Consider the following 18925-nt stretch of genomic DNA (forward strand, 5'->3'; position numbering starts at 1 on the left):
GACATTGGATGATTCGACGGAAAATACATTCGAATAGAACTACCCGAATACCTCGTATTAAGTTAAAGTGCAGATCGGTAGTAGCCGGGGTGGAATGAACGAGGAAGACTTATCGCTGCGCGACAAAGCCCGTGCGTTCTGGCGCGTCGCGACCTTTAAGCCGATTCTGACGGTGTTCATCGTCGGGTTCAGCGTTATCGCCGCACTCCTTGAAGGGATCGGACTGAGCTTTATTATTCCTCTCATTGAGGTCGTCCAATCGCCAGAGGATCCGACTGCCGAGGGTGGAATCGTGGGCACGTTCGCGTCCGTCTACGAGTTCCTTGGGATCCCGTTCTCGCTCGGATTCATCGTCCTCGGCGTCAGCCTCGTCATGACCGTCCGTTACGTCTCGAGTTTCGTGGTCGCGTGGTTGCGGGTCGCGATCGAGACGTACTACGTCCGCCACCTGCAGACGAAAGCGCTCGATCGGTCCCTAGATGCGGAAGTCGGCTACTTCGACGAACACGGATCGGACGACATCCTCAACGCGATCGTCACGCAGGCCGAGTACGCGGGGAAGGTGATCCGCGATTTCATCCAGCTGTTCGAACAGCTGTTGCTCGGACTCATGTACCTCGCTATCGCGCTCTATATCGCTCCCTACCTGACGATCCTCGCCGTCCTCGTTCTCGGTGGTCTTACGCTTTTTATCCGGTACGTTATCGAACCCGGATATGCGGTCGGTGATCGGGTCGCAGCCGCGAACGAGCAGATCCAGCAGACGGCTCAGGCCGCCACTCAGGGCATTCGAGACGTCAAACTGTACACGAAATCCGACGATCTGTTCGACAGTTTTTCACAGGCGGTCCAGCAGTTCACGGATGCGAACATCAGACTCGGACGTAACGAGGCGGCGGTCAACAACTTCTACAATCTCTCGGCCGCGCTCGTCGTCTTCGGGCTCATTTACCTCTCGCTCGGATTCACCGGACTCACGGTCGCCGAACTCGGCATGTTCCTGTTTGCGATGTTCCAGCTCGCACCGGTCGGGAGCAGAGTCAACTACAAATTTTATAAAGTTGAAGGGCGGCTTCCCCACCTCGTCCGAACGCAACAGTTCATTCGGGAACTCGAGTCGCAACAAGAACACGATCAGGGAGACGAGCCAGCCCCGGTCCCCGCGACGCCGATCACGTTCGACGACGTCTCGTTCTCCTACGGGAGTGGCGACGACGAACAGGTGCTTCGCGACGTCTCGTTTTCGGTCACCAAGAACGAGTTCGTCGGGTTCGTCGGGCAATCGGGCGCCGGGAAATCGACCATCATTTCGTTGCTCGCCCGACTGTACGAGCCCGATAGCGGAGAGATCCGCGCAAGTGGAGTTCCGATCGACGAGATCGATCTCACAGCCTGGCGAGAGCGCGTCGCAGTGGTACGACAGAGCCCGTTCATATTCAACGACACGCTGCAGAACAACGTGTTGGTCGGGAACGAGGACGCGACACGGGCGCAACTGGAACGCGCCTGTGAAACCGCGCGAGTGACCGAGTTCCTCGACGAACTGCCTGACGGGTACGAGACCGAACTCGGCGATGATGGTGTGCGGCTCTCGGGTGGACAGCGACAGCGCGTGTCTCTGGCGCGGGCGCTATTGAAGGACGCGGACATCCTCGTCCTCGACGAGGCGACGAGCGACCTCGACACACACATCGAACGCGAGGTCCAGGCGGAGATCGAATCGATGGAGCGTGAGTACGCCATCATCGCGATCGCTCACCGGCTCTCGACGGTCGTCAACGCGGATCGGATCTACACGATCGAAGACGGAGAGATCATCGAGTCTGGCACACACCCAGAGCTGGTCGACAACGGCGGCAAATACGCTAAGTTGTATACGAAGCAATGAACATTTATAACCGATTGAGGAAGGCGCTGCATATTTATCGAACCGAGGGAACGACCGCTCTCCTGTCGAGAATACGCAGGCAGTTGTACTTCAGGATCCGACAGCTGTACTGGGCGTACGTTCGACTCGTGTACCGATTCCGGTGTGACTTCGATACGTCGAAAATGTTGCGGGTAGAGGTCGATCCGGACCAGGTTCAGTGGAAATCGAACGTCGACAGGAACCTGGTTCCTGTCTACGGGGAGAACGCGGTAGTCGGCGAACTCCGCGGGACCTGGGATCTGTGGAAAGTTCCGATAGAGTACTCGGACGCGTACCAATCGCTCACCGAACCGCCCCGGGACAAAGCCGCTCGAGAATTGCTGGCCTCGATGGAAGACGGGTACAAAGAACAACACGAACTGGACGGTGAAACCCGAACGATCCGTACCGTCGAGTTACCTGACGAGCCGCGACTGGCGGTCGGAAGAAACAACGAACTGATTCGCTGGGTCGGCGGTATCCATCGGATAGCCGCCGCACAGACGCTCGGAATGGAGACGATCCCCGCGTACGTCGTCGTCTGGCACCCACGTGCCGACCGGGAGGCGATCGAAATCGAATACGCGGACTGACCCGACGAGATCGGGGACCGGAACGAAGTCGCCCGTAGCCGAGACGCGCGGCGCGGTCGGTCGATCGAAAGCAGGCCATTATCGATGTTCAGACGTCGACGTGATCTCTCGTCCGAGCAGTCGAAGCGGCCGAACGAGATAGTACAGCGGATACAGGGTTCGCGGGAGCGGAACGCGCCGATATTCCGCGAGTGTCGGACGCAACAGACCCGTCGCCGCGACGAGGGCGTCGTCGATCGAATCGGTCGAACACACGTCGAACAGATAGGTCGCCGCGGCGCCGGGGTCACCGAGGGGATCGGTCCAGTACCGATCGAGGATTTTCCCGACCAGTGCGACCGCTCGGTCGTCGTCGACCGCGATCCGCCTCGCGACGGGTCGTTTCGGACAGTCGAACAGCACCATCGAGAGCCCCAGCGCGATTCGAAGCCGGCGTTCGATTCCGGCCGCTTTCGCTCGTTTCACGACGGCGTGCCAGGGGAGACGATCTTCAGCGCGAACCGCTTCCGCGAAGTCACAGATCCACTTGAGTCGAGCCCACTGGTGTCTCGAGCCGTGATGAGCGAGCACGAGTAGCCGATCGATCGGCGAGAGCGACGGGACGTCGTCGCCAGACAACGACGTCGAAACGGAACGCTCCCAGAGGTCGTCGAACGGTAGATCGATCGGCGCCGACGGCCTGTGTAACTGCCAGCCGACTTCGACGACCGCGTCGCCGCCGTCGAACTTCCACTCGTCGGTGAGCGGCGGGACGAGCGGCCCGCCGATGACCGGTCCGAGCGGCGGTTGTCTTTCGTCTGCGGCATCGAACCACCGGTAGCCGAGTTCAGTGAGGGTCGACGCGGCTTCGGCGAGATCCTCTTTGGCGACGAGCAGATCGGCATCGACGAACGTCCGTCGATCGAGGTCGTCGTAGACGGCTCGGGCCAGCACCGCACCTTTGTACGGGATCGCGCGGATCCCCCGGCTCTCGAACTGTTCGAGGATCTCAAGCAGTTCACCAACCAGATACCGGTTCCGAACGGCGTTCGTCCGGTACCGACCGCGAAGCGCCGACAGAACCTCTTTCGGAACCCGGTCCGGACAGGTCGCAGCGATTCCCTTGTACACCGGTGGAACGATCTGGTTGAAGCGAGCGATGCGCTCGACGGTCTCCCAATTGAGGTCCGATCGTTCTGACAGATCGTGAAGTCGCCTGTCACATTCCGCTGCTCTGTCGGCCAGAACGCTCCGAACGACGAACTCCAGAGACGGGTTCGACGGATAATCGATGGCGGACCGGTCGACCCACCATCGTCGGCTCTGCCAGTAGTTCTCGATCATCGCTTGCTCACGGAACCGCCACATCGAGCGGAAATTTGTGTCCGCAACGGCAGATTCGCAGTTACTCGACACCTGCAAAACAGTTGTAGCTTTTGGTGGATCCCGTCGCTCGTGAGTTCCACTCCGTCGAGACGTTCGTCCAGCGGGAAACGTAGGTAGCCCGTTCATGCCGTCGATCGGTGAGAGACTACCTATGTCGATGGCCCTCACTCACTTCGCGGTCGGCGCAACGCTGACGACGGTACTGGTCACCTTCGTCTTCTCGTTGATCCCGTACCCGCGGACCGTCGTTTTGATCGGCGGCGGGTGGGCGATGATCCCCGACGTGTACCGGCTCAGCCCGATCGCTCAGAACCGCCTAGAGGAATTTCACGACTCACCTTGGGCGGACCTCTTCTGGTTTCATCATACTCTGGACCGTCTCGACGCTACCGATTCGGAGCTTATTGCGGCAGTTTCCGTCGTGATTCTGATCGGTGTCACGGCGCTCAGCGAGTGGTACGTGTACCGGCAGAAAGTGAAAGGCGACGGTGACGAACTCTAGAGAAGCGATACGAGCGATCCACATCATAAAAGACGATGAGTGACGAACCCGGTCGCGCCACCCCGTAGTATTATTGGTCCGTTCGGAGAACCGCCCTTATGAGGCGCCGCCGATTCGTCTCGGCGACTACCGTTGGGTTACTTGCGCTGCCCGCCGAACGGGGCCGGTCGTCGCGGGCCGACGAGACCGCAACGTACTCGAACCAGTACGATTCGATTCAGGCGGCGGTCGACGCCGCTGGCGACGGACACCTCTACGTCGACGACACGAAAGAGGAGGACGACATCCGGATCGATACCGACGAGAACGACGGCCTCGTCATCGAGTGGCTGGGTGACTCGTGGGTCGAACAGCCCGCAGATCCGGACGAGGACACACACGTCTTCGAAGTCCACGGTGACTCGACGTACGACCTCACGCTCGTCAACTTCCGCGTGCGCAACCCATATAACGACGACGAGGACGTTTTTCACCAGTTGCACCCGGACTACGACCACAACACGGATCGTCGAAGCGCGATCGAACTTCACCGGGAGGATCCGGGGCCGCGCACCTTTCGCGTCCTCGGCGGGCACGTCCACCACGTCAACGGATACGGCGTCCTCGCCTGGAACGTGAACGAACGCGCGGTGATCCGCGATCTGACCGTCCAGCACACTGCACAGGACGGTATCTGCGTTACGGGCGCGACCGCTCCCGACGTCACCGTTTCGAACTGCGTCTGTGAGGACACCGGTCGGCACAGTTTCTGTTTCCTCGACGAGATCGACACGGTTCGCTGTTCGGGCGTCGGACGGCGGCCCCACACCTCCGGCGTCTACTTGGAGGGGTTGAGCGACGAGACGGACGTCTTCCTCGAGACGGTGATACGGGGTGCCGTCCGCGCCGAGAGCGGCCCCCACCGCAGAATTCTCGAGTGGACCGAAACCGGCCCGACGGTACGTGGTTCACTCGTCGGCATCAATCCGCAGAACTGTCAGTTCACGCCGTTGCGCGCGACCGTCGAGGACTTCACGCTCACGATCACACGCGACGACGGCTCGGAACACGTCGGATTCGTCGGCGACGTCGACGAGGACGGTGCAGTCGTCGATCATCAGGAGGCGGTCCGAATCCAGGACGTGACGGACGGTTCGGCCACAATCATCCTCGAGGACGAAGGAGGATCCCACCCGACCGAACCGGCGATTACCCTCGACAACTGTGCCGGGGGGCGGTTTCAACTCAACACCTCGAACGTCAGCGGCTTGCCGGTCAGAATCGATCGGACGCGGAGCGCGATCGTCGACGTGACGTCGAACGATCCGTGGGCGGCTACCGACGAACCGTTCGACGACCTTGAGAAGACGCACGTCCACGTGGGAAGCGCTGGACCCGAACCGACGGCCGGGAACGACGTTCGGTTCCTCGGTCGGTCCGACACGGACGGCGACCGTGGCGCGGATTACGCACTCTGGTTAGACGCCTACAGTCGAGCCAATCGCGTCTCCGGAACTGCATACGACGCCTACGCGCACCGATCCGTGCTCGATGAAGGGTCCGACAACGAGACGAGCGATCTCGTCTCGTGATCCGCGTTCGGCCGTCGAGGGTCCTCCGGGAGCGTCGGTTTCGTCGAGTCGCGTCACCGATCGTTCGCGGGCGTCGCGTAGACGTGGGCTTCGTACGGACGTCCGTAATCGACCGCACCGAGGTACGCATCATCCGCCGAGAACGACACTGCGTAGCAGCGTTCTGCGATGTCGTCGAGCGTCGTGACGAGTTGCCACGCGTCCGTTTCGTAGACGTGGAGCGCGCCGTCGTCGCTTCCGCAGGCGAGCCAGTCGTCTTCGCCGCCCCAGTCGATATCGCGAACCATCGATCCGACGTTGATCGTCTCGATAAGTTCCCATTCGTCGGTTTCGCGGACGTACACGCGACCGTCCCGGCTGCAGTATCCGATCGCGTCGCCGCTCGGACTGAACTCGACCGCCTCGATTATCTCGTCGGCGTCGTCGAAGGTGTCGACGTGATCCCAGCCGTCGCCGTCAGCGCTTCCGATCTCGTGGATGTGGACCTCGGCGTCTCGACCGCCGTAAGCCAAGTAGTCGTCCGACCAGGTGACGCCTTCGACTCGCACGTCACCCTCCTCGAGCGTCGTTACGGGCGACCAGTCTTCGACCGCGCGTACGTACACCTCCCCCCCTTCGCCGCCGTAGGCGACGGCGGAATCGTTCGGTGACCACGCGAATCCCTCGAGATCGGACTCGACCTCGTCGAACGTCTCGAGGACCTCCCACGAGGATGTATCGACGATCATCAGTTCGCCGTCGTCGGATCCGAGGCCGAGACGGTCACCGTCCGAGTCGAAGCGGGCGACGAGGACGAAGGCGTTCAGGAGGATCGACTCCACGTGCTCCCACTCGTCTCCGGTTTCGTGGACGTGGAGACCTCCGTCTCGACCGCCGTAGGCGAAGAGGTCGTCCGACCAGGCGACGGTCTCTACCCGATCCGTCGCCTCGGTGTGCCCCGTTTCACGGGGCCAGCGGCCGATGGCTGGATTGAACTGGAACGGTTGCGAGGACGCTTCACCCTCGTCGCTTTCGAGTTCGACTCGCGCGAAGACTCCTGGATTCGTCTGTCCGTACGCGAACGTCTCGGAGGTCTCGATAGTACTGCCGTTCTCGTCGAGCCAGCGCAACTCGTCGTAATTGTCGGCCTCGACCGTTAGCGTCTTTTCGTCGGCGTCGTGTTCGATAGCGTCGATCGTCGGTGCCTCCGCACCCACTTCGGGCTGGACCTGAATGTACCAGCGGCCGTTCTCGAGGGCGTCGTGAAACGCCTCGCGCGTCAGTTCATCGAGCAGGAAGACGTTCCAGTTGGTGTCTACGTCGGACCCAGTATCGCCTTCCTCGTCGCGCGTCGTATCGTCGTTTGAGAAGCCCCATATCGGCCGTTCGATCTCGTACATACCGGAGAGGAACTCCCGGTTGAGGTTGGTCCAGAGTTCGCGATCGTCCGATCGATACCCCTGATTCCAGACGTCGATACCCAGCGCTTCGGGATAGTAGGTCTCGAAGAAGTGTGCGAGGTCGTCGGTCTCGTGTCCCTCCCAGGCCCGCCCGGGGTGGGAAAAAAGTCCGTATGAGTCGAAGTCGGCGATGTACTCGAAGACTTCGTCGTTGTCCTCGGCGGAGATCGATCGCGATCCGATGTGTATAATGTGCTCGTGATCGGTGCTCTCTCCACCCTCGACGTCTATCATTCCCAGTTCCCAGGGATCGCGGTTTTCCCACTCTTGGTCGACCTCCTCGCCGAAATGAGAGAGGTGAGTCCACGGCCAGTGATCGGGACTCGGCGTCTTCGGAGCGAGCGCAAGGATGTCTGTGTCGTACTCTTCATTGTAGAGATCGATCGCTTCGTGAGGCTTCCATCGATACTGGCCTGCTGTCGTGTGAACGTGAAACTCCCCCCGGTGTCTGCCGACGTCGTCCCACTCGACGTCGGCGTACGGATCGTTTCGCAACGAGATTCCACCCTCGGAATGAACGTTACCACGGACGTTTTGAGGGATGTTGATCAGCATTCCGGCGCCGAGCGTAGCGAGAAAGCTCCTACGACGCATGGCCCTCCCTCCGCCAGAGAACTATATAATACTACAGGCGTACTATCACGTGTTCGCCAGTTCTGCGCCTCGGGAGATCCGGAGAGGGTCACCGTATTATTAGTGCTGACATGGGAGACGCGCCTATGAAGTCGCTTTATCGTCGTTCGATGGCCCTTCTCCGAAGGCGCGGAGTTCGGCGGTTTCTCTCCATCGGGCAGACGTACGTCCGCCACAAACTGTTTCGATACCTCGCGCTGATGATCGCGTCTCTCCCGGGTTCCACAACGGGGATCCGGTGGTGGTTCCGGCTGTGGCTACGACTCGTGCCGAACACGACCGACGCCGATCCCCTCAAGCCGATCTACGTCTCTCCGGAGCGAATCGAGTACTATCATCACGGGGAACCGAGAGGGATCGGGCGCGTCCGAGGTGGAAACTGGGATCGCGACCGCAAACGGTTTACCGACGATATCGTGTATCGTTCGCTCGAGCGGCGGTACCGCGACGGAGTGCCGTGGGAGGAAACAGAGCTGTATCGGGCAGAACTGGACGATGTGCGGCGACGGACGGGACGATCACCGGAAGAGCTACGCGAGTACTTCGAGACGATCGACGACCTCTACCGCCGCATCGAACGGGAAGGGTACAAATCGCAGCGAGAGCTGCTGGCCGAAAACCCGAGGACGACCGCCGTAGCGAACAACGACGCGATTCATCCGGTACTCAACGAAGTGGCCGTCAACATCTACAGCGACGGTTCCCTGGCGAAGAAGTCCTCCGGACGCCACCGGTTGGCGATCGCGAGGCTCCTCGAGATCGATCGGATACCGGTCGTCGTTCGTACTCGCCACGCCGAATGGCAGGCGATTCGAGACGAAATCAGGTCGACTGATTCCGACGCCGCGTTGAGCGAGGAAGCCAGACGACACCTCGATCACCCCGATTTGCGTGATATCACCCCTTTGAGTGGCGAACGCAAGTCCGCGCGAACGGGATCGAGATGTGGATAGGAACCGAACGACGAGACCGACCTCGTTCTGTTATTATACGCCGTCGTGAGTGCGAGCGAGATACCCTCCCGTTTTGACGTGTGGCTTCCCGCCGACTTCCCGTTTAGGACCGGTACGATTGACAGGCTGGGACTCTGGTGCGAGGTCACCGACACCCCATCTACTTTCGGTCCACGGTTCGGTCCCGCTCTAAATCTTCAATGGACGCAGAAAACCCAGCTCTGTACAGTGATCTGTCGAGAATTTCCCGAAAAAATGAAAGAGAGATAACACTTAGGTGAGGCGGAGGTGAGCAGAGAAGTATGAACGTCTTTAGCTACGTCCTTGCCGAGGGCGACATCCCTGACGCACCACAAAAATATGCCGGGAAATTCGTCGTCGACGATAACGTCGGTGAATCTATACATATTCATTACAGGAACGTTCGACTCGAGTTCTCGGTAGCTGATTTCATCCGGTTCGCCGAAGAGTGTGAAACTGCCACGGAGGTGTTGGACGATGGGAATCGTTGAACGGGTCCTCGCAGACTTCGACCTTTCCGACGGGACTGACTGTACGATCGAACTCAACAAGACGGAGACGATACATCTCCACGTAGACAACGTGAGGATCGACATGACGCCGGAGGAACTGCGCCACTTCGCCGAAGTCGTCTCGCAAGGGAAAGAGAACCTGATCGAGGTGAAGGAACTGGATCGATGACGTACGCAGACGTATTCAGACGATTAAACGCGGCAGAAATCGAATACGTCATCCCGAGGAAATACGATCACCTCCCACAACGGACCGTCGACGAAAACGGGGACGTCGACGTTATCTTCGAGGAGAGTCAGTACGAGCGGGGCGTTGACGTGTGTAAAGCCGCCGGGTTCGGAAACACCAAAACCAGATCACGGCAGTTATCAAAGCTCGGCCGTCAAGCGATCCGAAAACCCGTGACGGCGGCTCGCCTCGCAGCCACGGATCAGCAGGCGTTAGTGGCCATAGTGAAGCGCACGGATACGTCGAACCGGAGGCACAGGAACCTAAAACTGGATCGCGGTACCCAGCGACTCGATCTCCGGGACAATTTGGCATACAAGTCGCCGATGAACGACAAACGAATCCCCGTTCATCCGTCCGTAACTGAACGAATGTTGTCGGAGCGAGAAGAGAAGGACTGTTTCTACGCTCCCGAACCGTGCGACGAACTGGCACATATCGTCCCCCACTGCGTGTTCGACAAGAAGGGGAACTTTCCGCCGTACTACCGGGATCGCTGTCGGTTACTATTCGAGACCGTTCAGAGCGACGACGAGCAATACACGGTGTTCAGAGACCACCTCGAGAAGATTTTCTTCGAGGCCGACGATGTCGTCCTCGAGTTGATCCGAGAGGAACGATACGGCGATATTGCCGCGGAACTGCTAAAATACCACGAATACTGATCACGAAAATCGGCTGAGCAGGCCCAAAGCCTCGCCGTTCACGGCAGGGATACGCATCGTCACGTCGAAGGAACGTCCGAGGAGTCTGCGTTCTCCGGTACGTTTCGGTCGGATACCCTTCACTTCGATACCAAAAATGCGCTTGGACATCTCGATTGGCGACACTCCGGACCGAATTTTGTGGCACGCTGAAGGACGGATTTCAGACACTGCCCCCGATTCCGCCAAACCAGAGAAGAACGCTATCAGCGGATAGTAGTACAATTGCACTATTCTAAATCGGCTCTGAAGATCTTCTCATTTGAATTAAGCTTTAACTATAAACGGACAAATATTGACGTATGGGAAACGCGAAGAAAAAAGCGGTCGCTCTACTGGCTCTGTCGATACCGACGAGACTGGAGTCTACAGAGCCGCTACTTCCAGATATCCGATCACATATGACGCCAATACTGATACTTCTCGTTGTGGTATGGATCGGGCTAGCCGTCTTTTATCTCCTGTTTTTTTACGCGATCAAGGAAGACTCGGATAGGCGAACTGTCTCTGAGTCGCGAGATTTGCTGGAAATGGTCTCCTGGTCCGATTTGTCGACCGAAAACGTTCCCGAACAGGTTACTGTGCGAGATGACAACGTTCTGATCGAACGACCAGTTGCACTCATCGTACAAGATCCACACAGGACGGAAAAATCAGAGCGAGAACTCACGATCTATGATCCATCACTGGTCGTCGTCGAAATGGATCCAGTGCTCCTGTTCGAAAACCCCTCGTCAATCACAATTATCGATCCTGACGTAACTCTATATACCGAACCCGTCGACCAATTGGACTCGACACCGGTACTCGACGAAGGACGAGTCGAAAGCCAACGGTTTTGTCCCAGTCCAGAGACGGTTCGGATCCGAGATCCCGGTTCGATGTTCGCTAAAGATATCGAAAGTTGATGAAATTACGTGAACGGTCTCGAGAGGATCGGCGGCGTCTTCGAGAACGGCGACGTCGTTACCGCCCTCAACCCGGCCCGCCGGTTCTCTCGACGCGCTCGCCAGCAACGTCAACAACACCGTCCTCGCGACGAAGACGTACCGATCCGTACCGGTGAACCAATTGAAATAACCAGTAATATTACGGGGAGGGCTCCGAACCGACGAGAGAGCAAAGCTCTCTCGAGCCTTCGCTCGCTCGTTTCACTCGCGAAGAACCACGGAAAGACTCACTCCGTTCGTCTTTCCTGCCTTCACCTCGCTTCGCTCACGGCTTCGCCGCTCGCATTTCCGAGGTGCTCACGCCGTGAGCGCCTCGATACGCTCGGTGAAGACCATCGGGTCCGGAGCGAGCCGGACATGCTTCTCAGCGGTATCACTCGTCTACGACTCGTGATGTCTTTGAGAAGCATGCCCGGGGAGGGCTCCGAACCCTCGATCTCCGCATGTCCCAGGTTCGAGGCTCGGCAGTCCTCTATGGGACACGGAGGCTTCCAAGGCGAAACCGCACCGAATCTCTGAACCCTATGAGTGCGGCGCTATGTCCAGCTAAGCCACCCGGGCTCATCTTCTCGTAGTGCGGTCTGTTTCTTTAACCTTCCCATTCACGGCGGCCGTGCAACGTGGACCCACGGATTTATCACCTGCGCTTACCAAACCCGCCGTATGACCGTTCCCGGCCTCGTTCAGTCTGCTCTCGATGGCGAGGAGATCGTCACGCGAGTCTCTATCGGCGGCGACGACGAACTTTTTGTAACCCCGTCGAGCAGCATCGTCTATCGAGCCGAAGGACTTCTGAGCACGAGACGAATCAAGCAGTTCCCTCACGACGCGGATCGGATTACGATCTCGGAAGGGCGCCGCAAGACCTCGTTCACGATCGAGTACTCCCTCGACGACCCCGTGGAGTTCGCGGTTCCCGCGAGCAAGACCGAGGAGGTCCTGCAACCGATACTCGCCGGCGTGTTGAACGGTAACGGAATCACCAGCGCCGACGAGACAGTCGCCAAGATCTACCGGTTCAGCGAACTCACGCTGATCCTCACGAGCAATCGCCTCGTCAAGCACATCGGTGAGGCGGTCTGGGACGAAGACTACGAGGAGTACCAGTTCGACGACGTGACGAACCTCTCGTTTGAGGACGGAAGCGTCGCGACGCAGATCGTCCTCGAAGTCGACGGCCGCCCACAGCGGATCAAGGCGCCAAACGACGCGGCGGACGACATCCGCGAACGACTCCAGCGAGCGCTGTTCGAGTACCACGACGTCGAGTCGCTCGCCGAACTCAACACCGTTCTCGGCGAGGAGCAAGAAGACGACGGTGACGACGGAACGGTCGACTTCGGTGACGGCGTCGACCCGCTCGACGCAAACCCACCCGAACCCGACGACGAGGGAGGGGAGGCGGCAACCGCCAGCGCAACGAGTCAGTCCGGAGCAGGCGAGCAGGTCACCGACGAGTCCGGCGGCGCCGACCCTCGATCGAACCGATCCGAAGCTGAGGCGACGACGCTCGAGTCACAGCCGCTGATGGACGACCTCGCGGACGAGTCGGATCCCGACCCGACGGCCGATACCAGCCCGGCCCCGAGCCCCGAAGTTCTCGAGCGACTCGAGACACTCGAGGCGGCAGTCGAACGGCAAAACGAGCGCCTCGAGAAACAACAGCAGACGATCGAGCAGTTGATCACCGAACTTCGACAGGGTCGGTAACGCCTTCTCGCCCGGTTCCGCCTCGGCTACTCCCGGCCCGTCACCTTCCGAATACACGAGGAGCCGAACGGACCGAGTTCGCCGCTCTCGAGGTCGATGAAGTAGCCGGTCGAGAGTCCGGAGCCACAGCGCCGGCAGGAAAAGTCGCCCTCCTTCGTGATGACGTCCTGATCGAATCGAACGTACTGCCGGCTCTTCGGCCGGACGATGCCGTCCTCGCGTTCGATGATGCCGCGAAGCTCCGCCCGATCGAGGATCGTCCGGGTCACCGCGGGATCGCTGGTGACGGTCTCGATGCGATCGACGACGTCCGCGAGCGACAGCGACTCGTGCTCGAGTCGCTCGAGCAACGCCAGTCCAAGCTCGACGCGGTCGTCGGTTGCGTCGACCGCGTCCTCGTCAGCGCCCATCGGTCAAAGCTGGCATGCCGGGTCGAATAAACGTTGTGCTGCCCGGTCCTGCGAGGCACAAAGGTTTCAACGGTCGAGAAAGAACAGCGGTCGATGACGATGCCGCAAGCGTCGACGCGCGTTCTCGCAGGGGTGCTCCTCCTCGGGACGATCACGACCGCGGGCGTTCTCGTCTCGGCGTCGACGGTGGTGAACGTCGCCCAGTCGGTGGCGACCGATCCCATTTATTTCGGACTCCTCGTCGCGAGTCTCTACCTCGTTCGACCGCTGTTCGCCCTGCCGACGACGCCGCTCGCGGTCGTCGTCGGCTACGGCTACGGCATCTGGATGGGGGTTCCGATCGCGCTCGCTGGCGTCGCCGCGACCGTGATTCCCGTCTTTGTCCTCGCTCGCTGGTTTGCTGGCTGTGACGATCCTCGAGCGATGGGGCTACCGGTTTCCGAACGGATCGGACGGCTCCTCGAGCGCACAGAGGGCGCCGTCCGGCGCTACTACGACACGGCGGGACCGATCCGCGGCGTCACCGCCTCGCGGCTCGCACCGATCCCCTCGGACGTCTCGACGTGTGCGGCGGCGGTCAGCGGCGTCCGACTCCGTCACCTCGTGATCGGGACGGTGCTCGGCGAACTCCCGTGGACGGTCGCGGCGGTCGTCGTCGGCGCGTCGGCGGCGACGGTCACGGTCGGCGGGTTCGGCGAACTGGGAGTCGCGCTGACGCTCGCGTGTAGCGTCGCCGCGCTCCTCCTGGTCGCGGGTCCCGTCGCCCGTCGCCTGTGGACGCGACCGCGGGCCGGTGACGCGAACCGATCCGCGGACGGTTCTGCGGACGGGTGGGTGAGACGCTACCGGAAAGGATCGCTGCAGTCGTAGACGGTCCCGTGTTGCGGACAGACGTACTTGCAGTGTCGCTTGTACAGCGGTGCCTGGCACTGCGGACAGGTCGGGGCACCGGTCGCTCCCTCGTTTCGACTCCCCGACCCGTCGTTGGCGCCAGCTCCCCCGTCGTCACCGGACATACGAGACCGTTCCGTCGGTGCGTGCTAAGTGCTGATGGTTTCCGTCGTCCGATCCGAACCGGTCACTCTGAGTAGGTGGCGATCCGATGAACTCGCTGGAACGCCGCCGGTCTGGTGATCGCTCGCACGAGCGTCGTCCCCGGTCTGTACGTAACCTCTTCCGTCGAGGATTTTATCGCGGTAATAGTCCAGAAGCCAGGCGAACGAAAGGTTAGCTGGCACCGTCCCGTTTCGTCCGTCTGAACCTTCTTTCGCCGACTGATGACCGTTGCTCCCTCGACCGGGTTATGCATCCGATCTCGTACACGGACGGTGACGGCGTCTCCAACCTTCACTTCGTCCGTCTCGGCCTCGAGGACGAGCGATCGTGTCGTTCCCATGTGATCTCTTCACACAAGACGAGCAAAAAGCTATTACCTGAGCATGATGGCCCCGAGTGGCCCGGAACGGTCCATCGACGCGTCGCTACCTCGGGGACATCGCGAAAACAACGCTCGGTCGAAAAGAGCGAAGCGGTGCGCTCAGTGCGCGCTCGTCAGCACTCGCTCCAGCCACAGGACTCGCAGGTCTTGCAGCCTTCGGAGTAGTACAGCGAGAGCGCACCACAGTCCGGACACTCCGGCGACTCGCCGGCGTCGATGAGGTCCTGGATGTCGTCGGTATCGTCGTCGCTCGCACGGGCGGCGGCAGCCCCGCCGTCGGTTTTCGGTCCGTCGACGGCCGCGTCCGCATCGGCCGACTCCTCGAGCGTCTGCTGGGTCGGATACGGCTTGTCGATCTCGTTCTCGAGATAGCGACGCATCGCGGTGCCGATGGCGTCCGGGATCGACTGGATCTGTTCGCCCTTGTCCCAGGCCACCTTCGGCGAGCGGGTGCCACAGAGTTCGTCGACGATCTCTTCCGGATCGACGCCCGAGCGCAGCGAGGTCGAGATGACCTTCGCCAGCGCCTCGGTGAAGGAGTTCGTGAAGCCGCCCGAGTGGCCGATGTTCGCGAACAGTTCGAACGGCTGGCCCGTCTCGGGATCCTCGTTGATCGTCACGTAGACCTTGCCGTAGCCGGTGTCGATGCGCTGGCTGACGCCCTGTAGCGCGTCGGGACGCTCGCGTTTCTCGGTGAAGTCGACCTGGACGGGTTCTCGGCCCTCGTCGTCGATCGTCGCGATCTCCTCGCCGAGGACGTCCTGGACGTCCTCGCTCTCGAGGAACGCCTCGAGACCGCCGAAGATATCGTCGATCTGCTCGACGAGTGCCTCGGCCGCTTCGGTCTCGTCGGCGAAGTCGGCGTTCTCGGCGCGCGTCGTCAGCACCTGCTTCGAGCGGGTGCCGTCGCGGTAGTAGGTGACGCCCTTGCCACCGTTCTCGTAGACCCACTCGAAGACCTCCTTTGCGTCCTCGAGCGTGGAGTCGTTCGGCGCGTTGACCGTCTTCGAGATGGCGGAGTCGACGCCCTTCTGGCAGGCACACTGGACGGCAGCGTGCTGTTTCGCCGAGAGGTCGCTCGTGATGACGAATAGTTCACCGATGGCGTCCGGAACGGTCGAGAGTCCCTCGACGCCCTCGAACTGGTTCGTGGCCATCTGCTCCTGGGCCTCCTCCTTGACGGCGTCGACGTCGATGTCGTTGTCCTCGAGGACGCGCAGGAAGTAGTCGTCGAACTCGACGAGCATCTCGTCGCCCTGGACGTCGTCGGTGACGTTCTTGTAGTAGGCGACGTTGTAGATCGGCTCACAGCCGCCCGTCGTGTTGCCGACCATCGAGGTCGTGCCGGTCGGCGCGATGGTCGTCACGTTGTGGTTCCGGATCGGGAAGCCGTCGGGGAACCGATCGGCGTCGAGGCCGGTCTGGTGCTCGAACCAGTCGCGGTACTCGGTCGGGTTCGCGTACTTCGAGTCGTCCCAGTCGTTGAAGGAGTCGCGTTCCTTCGCGAGTTCGTGGCTGGTCCACTTGGCCTCGTGGTTGATGTGGGTCATCAGCTGGCGGGCGACCTCGTTACCCTCGTCGCTGCCGTACTTGATGCCGAGCTGGATGTACAGCTGGGCCAGTCCCATCACGCCGAGACCGATCTTGCGCATGTCTCGGACCTTCTCCTCGATCTCCTCGACCGGGAAGTCCGACATGGTGACGACGTTCTCGAGGAAGCGCGTGCCGTAGGCGATGCGCTCGTCGAACTCCTCGAAGTCGATCGCCTCCTCGAGGAAGGCGTCGACGGCCGCCGCCTGCGAGTCGTACTCGTCGGCGTGCTCGTCGGCCCAGACGCGCCAGTCGGGTGCCTCCTGGTCGGCCAGCGTCGAGAGGTTGATGTGGCCGAGGTTGCAGGCCTCGTACTCCTCGAGTGGCTGCTCACCACAGGGGTTCGTCGCGAGAATCCGGTGGTCGTCTTGCTCCTCAACGTCGAAGGAGTGCTGTTTGTTGACGCGCTCGAGATAGATCACGCCGGGTTCGCCGTTCTCGTGAGCGCCGGAGACGATGCGTTCGAAGATGAGTTCCGCCGGAATCGAGAGCGGTTCGCCGACCTCGACGTGTTCACCGAGGTCGTAGCGGCTGTACATCTCCTTGGTCTCCTCGGTCGCGATGTGGGGCTCTTCCGTCCGAGGGTTGGTGAAGGTGTACTCCTCACCGTTCTGTACCGCTTCCATGAAGTCGTCGGTGACGCCGACAGAGATATTGAAGTTAGAGAGATGGCCCTCGACGGCGTTGCGCAGGTGTTTCGGAACGCGGCCCTCCTCGTCGATGAGGCTGCGGGCCTCCTCGAGCGCCTCGGAGAACGTGGTGTACGTGTAGTCGTCGGGGTCGTTCAGACGAAGCGTGTGAGCCAGCGAGACGTCCTTGTTCTTCGCGTGGATGAACTCGATGACGTCCGGGTGCGAGACGCGCATGATTCCCATCTGGGCACCGCGTCGGGTCCCGCCCTGGGCGATGGTCTCGCAGAGCTGGTCGTAGGTCCGCATGAACGTGATCGGCCCGGACGCGATGCCGCCCGTGGAACCGACGCTGTCGCCGAAGGGACGGAGCTGCCAGAAGCCGTAGCCGACGCCGCCGCCGGACTGGAAGACTTCCGCGGCCTTCTTGGCCGTCTCGTGGATATCCGAGAGGTCGTCGTCGGGCGACATGACGAAACAGGCGGAGAGCTGCTGGAGCTCGTCTCCCGCGTTCATCAGCGTCGGCGAGTTCGGCATAAAGGAGAGCGTCTCCATTCCTTCGGTAAAGGTCTCGGCGACCTCCTCGACGTGCTCGCGCACCTCGTCGGGGAGTTCGGGGACGACCGTCTCGTAGGCGAACTTGTTGACGTTGTGCTCGCTCAGGACGGTCTCGGTATCGTCGTCAGTCGTGGTCCCAGCACCGAAGACCTCCGCGGCGAGTTCGTCCCGGCGCGGGTGGTCGGGCTTGAGCTGGTCGGGCGTGACGGTGATCTCGAGGCCCTGCTTTTCGGCCTCGTAGACGGCTTCTGCCAGCGCGATATTCTCTCCGACGCGTTCGAAGAGATCCTCTTGCTCTTCGGCGAGTTCGCCCTCGGAGTCCTTGCGGAGATAGCGTGCGGGCAGAATGTTGTGATACGCGTTGTCGGTCAGGCGATCCTCCAGCGTGTCGCCTTCGGTGCGCTTGATCGGGAGCGTCAACTCTTCGGCGGAGAGCTCTGATTCGCTCATGCGCGGGGCACCTCGTGGCTATCCCGTCGCCGTACATCGATTCTGGCGTGGGTCCGGATCCTAGTTCGGTTCATTCGTGACGAAGGTTCGGTATTCATGCATCCCTCATAAAACGTGGTGTTGTTCTCCCACTCTTATTGAAGTAATGCAATTTAGGTTGTATAGATGTCACTGTACTCTTCGCGGTTCTTCAATGAGGGCCGTCGAAACGGCTGTCTCGGAGCCTACGTATTGCTACGGGACCAACCATCTTAACGATTTTCAGACCAAACTGATAGTAAACTCGAGCGTCGTATCTGTCGAGAAATCGCCTGGTACGCTCTTTCACGGAGGGGTGAATGTACCTGTCCGAACATGTTCTGTGTCGTGACTGTATCCCTATCGATTTTGTCACGGTATCCAGAAAGATTACGTGCGTTCGGTGCGCGAACTCGCGTATGATAGACCCACTGACATCCGGATCGGCGGTCCTCCTCGCGCTGGCGGCAATTGCACTGCTGGCGGTTGTGATCGTCGCAGTCCGCATCGCGATCAAACTCGCCATCCGCGTCGGCATCGTCGCTGCGATCGTGCTCGCCGGACTGTACACCGTCGGCGTTATCGGCTGACGCGACTGTCGGCTCAATAGAACCAACACTCGACCGCAGTGGTCTCGAGGGAGCTGCTGTCCCCGTTCGGCACACAGCGCTCACTCACTGTCTCGGCCAGCGTAGACAGGGGTCGTCGAACGGAAACGCGACTCTAACCGAACGCGACTCT

General features: G+C 60.7%; 18 protein-coding genes and 1 tRNA gene. 12 read left to right on the forward strand and 7 right to left on the reverse strand.

All coding sequences use genetic code 11. From position 1 onward, the window contains the following. Positions 1–94: 94 nt before the first annotated feature. Complete coding sequence (locus tag CV102_RS10225; protein ID WP_148857897.1) at positions 95–1888, forward strand: ABC transporter ATP-binding protein; 1794 nt, start codon at positions 95–97, stop codon at positions 1886–1888. 164 nt (positions 1889–2052) lie between these two features. Further along, positions 2053–2502, forward strand: a complete 450-nt coding sequence (locus CV102_RS10230) for a hypothetical protein (protein WP_148857898.1) — start codon at positions 2053–2055, stop codon at positions 2500–2502. 78 nt (positions 2503–2580) lie between these two features. On the opposite strand, the gene CV102_RS10235 is transcribed toward CV102_RS10230, so the two are convergent. After that, complete coding sequence (locus CV102_RS10235; RefSeq protein ID WP_187432926.1) at positions 2581–3825, reverse strand: nucleotidyltransferase domain-containing protein; 1245 nt, start codon at positions 3823–3825, stop codon at positions 2581–2583. 166 nt (positions 3826–3991) lie between these two features. On the opposite strand from CV102_RS10235, the gene CV102_RS10240 reads away from it, so the two are divergent. Both CV102_RS10240 and CV102_RS10245 read left to right on the forward strand, forming a co-directional pair. Further along, positions 3992–4369, forward strand: a complete 378-nt coding sequence (locus CV102_RS10240) for a hypothetical protein (RefSeq protein ID WP_148857900.1) — start codon at positions 3992–3994, stop codon at positions 4367–4369. A gap of 98 nt (positions 4370–4467) precedes the next feature. Further along, the gene (locus tag CV102_RS10245) at positions 4468–5940 is read left to right on the forward strand and encodes a hypothetical protein (protein WP_148857901.1); all 1473 of its coding nucleotides are present in this window, start codon (positions 4468–4470) and stop codon (positions 5938–5940) included. Between the two features lie 53 nt (positions 5941–5993). Here CV102_RS10245 and CV102_RS10250 read toward each other — a convergent pair whose 3' ends face one another. After that, entirely contained in the window at positions 5994–7973 is a 1980-nt protein-coding gene (locus CV102_RS10250) for a WD40 repeat domain-containing protein (protein ID WP_148857902.1), read from the reverse strand. Between the two features lie 149 nt (positions 7974–8122). Here CV102_RS10250 and CV102_RS10255 point away from each other — a divergent pair, with 149 nt between their 5' ends. From CV102_RS10255 to CV102_RS10275, 5 genes are all read left to right on the forward strand, one after another. Next, positions 8123–8965 (forward strand): hypothetical protein, encoded by an 843-nt coding sequence (locus CV102_RS10255; RefSeq protein ID WP_148857903.1) that lies wholly within the window; start codon positions 8123–8125, stop codon positions 8963–8965. A 302-nt stretch (positions 8966–9267) separates the two neighbouring features. Further along, entirely contained in the window at positions 9268–9477 is a 210-nt protein-coding gene (locus CV102_RS10260) for a hypothetical protein (protein ID WP_148857904.1), read from the forward strand. Then, positions 9464–9667, forward strand: a complete 204-nt coding sequence (locus tag CV102_RS10265) for a hypothetical protein (RefSeq protein ID WP_148857905.1) — start codon at positions 9464–9466, stop codon at positions 9665–9667. The genes CV102_RS10260 and CV102_RS10265 overlap by 14 nt, the downstream gene beginning before the upstream one ends. Next, positions 9664–10392 carry a hypothetical protein gene (locus CV102_RS10270; protein WP_148857906.1) on the forward strand — a complete coding sequence of 243 codons (729 nt, stop codon included), beginning with the start codon at positions 9664–9666 and terminating at the stop codon, positions 10390–10392. Before CV102_RS10265 ends, CV102_RS10270 begins: the two co-directional genes overlap by 4 nt. Positions 10393–10733: 341 nt before the next feature. Then, positions 10734–11339 (forward strand): hypothetical protein, encoded by a 606-nt coding sequence (locus tag CV102_RS10275; protein ID WP_148857907.1) that lies wholly within the window; start codon positions 10734–10736, stop codon positions 11337–11339. Positions 11340–11790: 451 nt separating this feature from the next. On the opposite strand, the gene CV102_RS10280 is transcribed toward CV102_RS10275, so the two are convergent. After that, a tRNA-Met gene (locus CV102_RS10280) sits at positions 11791–11942 on the reverse strand. A gap of 102 nt (positions 11943–12044) precedes the next feature. Between CV102_RS10280 and CV102_RS10285 the strand changes: the two genes are divergently transcribed. Then, positions 12045–13091 (forward strand): DUF7115 domain-containing protein, encoded by a 1047-nt coding sequence (locus CV102_RS10285; RefSeq protein WP_148857908.1) that lies wholly within the window; start codon positions 12045–12047, stop codon positions 13089–13091. A 26-nt stretch (positions 13092–13117) separates the two neighbouring features. Here CV102_RS10285 and CV102_RS10290 read toward each other — a convergent pair whose 3' ends face one another. After that, positions 13118–13501: a DUF5830 family protein gene (locus CV102_RS10290; protein ID WP_148857909.1), complete on the reverse strand. Its 384-nt coding sequence runs from the start codon at positions 13499–13501 to the stop codon at positions 13118–13120. Positions 13502–13594: 93 nt separating this feature from the next. On the opposite strand from CV102_RS10290, the gene CV102_RS10295 reads away from it, so the two are divergent. After that, positions 13595–14371, forward strand: coding sequence for a TVP38/TMEM64 family protein (locus CV102_RS10295; RefSeq protein ID WP_148857910.1), 777 nt, complete (start codon positions 13595–13597; stop codon positions 14369–14371). On the opposite strand, the gene CV102_RS25905 is transcribed toward CV102_RS10295, so the two are convergent. From CV102_RS25905 to CV102_RS10305, 3 genes are all read right to left on the reverse strand, one after another. After that, on the reverse strand, positions 14344–14517 hold the full coding sequence (locus CV102_RS25905) for an HVO_2523 family zinc finger protein (protein ID WP_187432927.1): 174 nt from the start codon (positions 14515–14517) through the stop codon (positions 14344–14346). The genes CV102_RS10295 and CV102_RS25905 overlap by 28 nt on opposite strands. 62 nt (positions 14518–14579) lie before the next feature. After that, entirely contained in the window at positions 14580–14897 is a 318-nt protein-coding gene (locus CV102_RS10300) for a carboxypeptidase regulatory-like domain-containing protein (protein ID WP_148857911.1), read from the reverse strand. A 155-nt stretch (positions 14898–15052) separates the two neighbouring features. After that, positions 15053–18166, reverse strand: coding sequence for an adenosylcobalamin-dependent ribonucleoside-diphosphate reductase (locus CV102_RS10305; RefSeq protein ID WP_148857912.1), 3114 nt, complete (start codon positions 18164–18166; stop codon positions 15053–15055). 437 nt (positions 18167–18603) lie between these two features. Here CV102_RS10305 and CV102_RS25910 point away from each other — a divergent pair, with 437 nt between their 5' ends. After that, the gene (locus CV102_RS25910; RefSeq protein ID WP_187432928.1) at positions 18604–18774 is read left to right on the forward strand and encodes a hypothetical protein; all 171 of its coding nucleotides are present in this window, start codon (positions 18604–18606) and stop codon (positions 18772–18774) included. Positions 18775–18925: the final 151 nt, after the last annotated feature.

Source organism: Natronococcus pandeyae (assembly GCF_008122205.1).
Classification (GTDB): domain Archaea; phylum Halobacteriota; class Halobacteria; order Halobacteriales; family Natrialbaceae; genus Natronococcus; species Natronococcus pandeyae.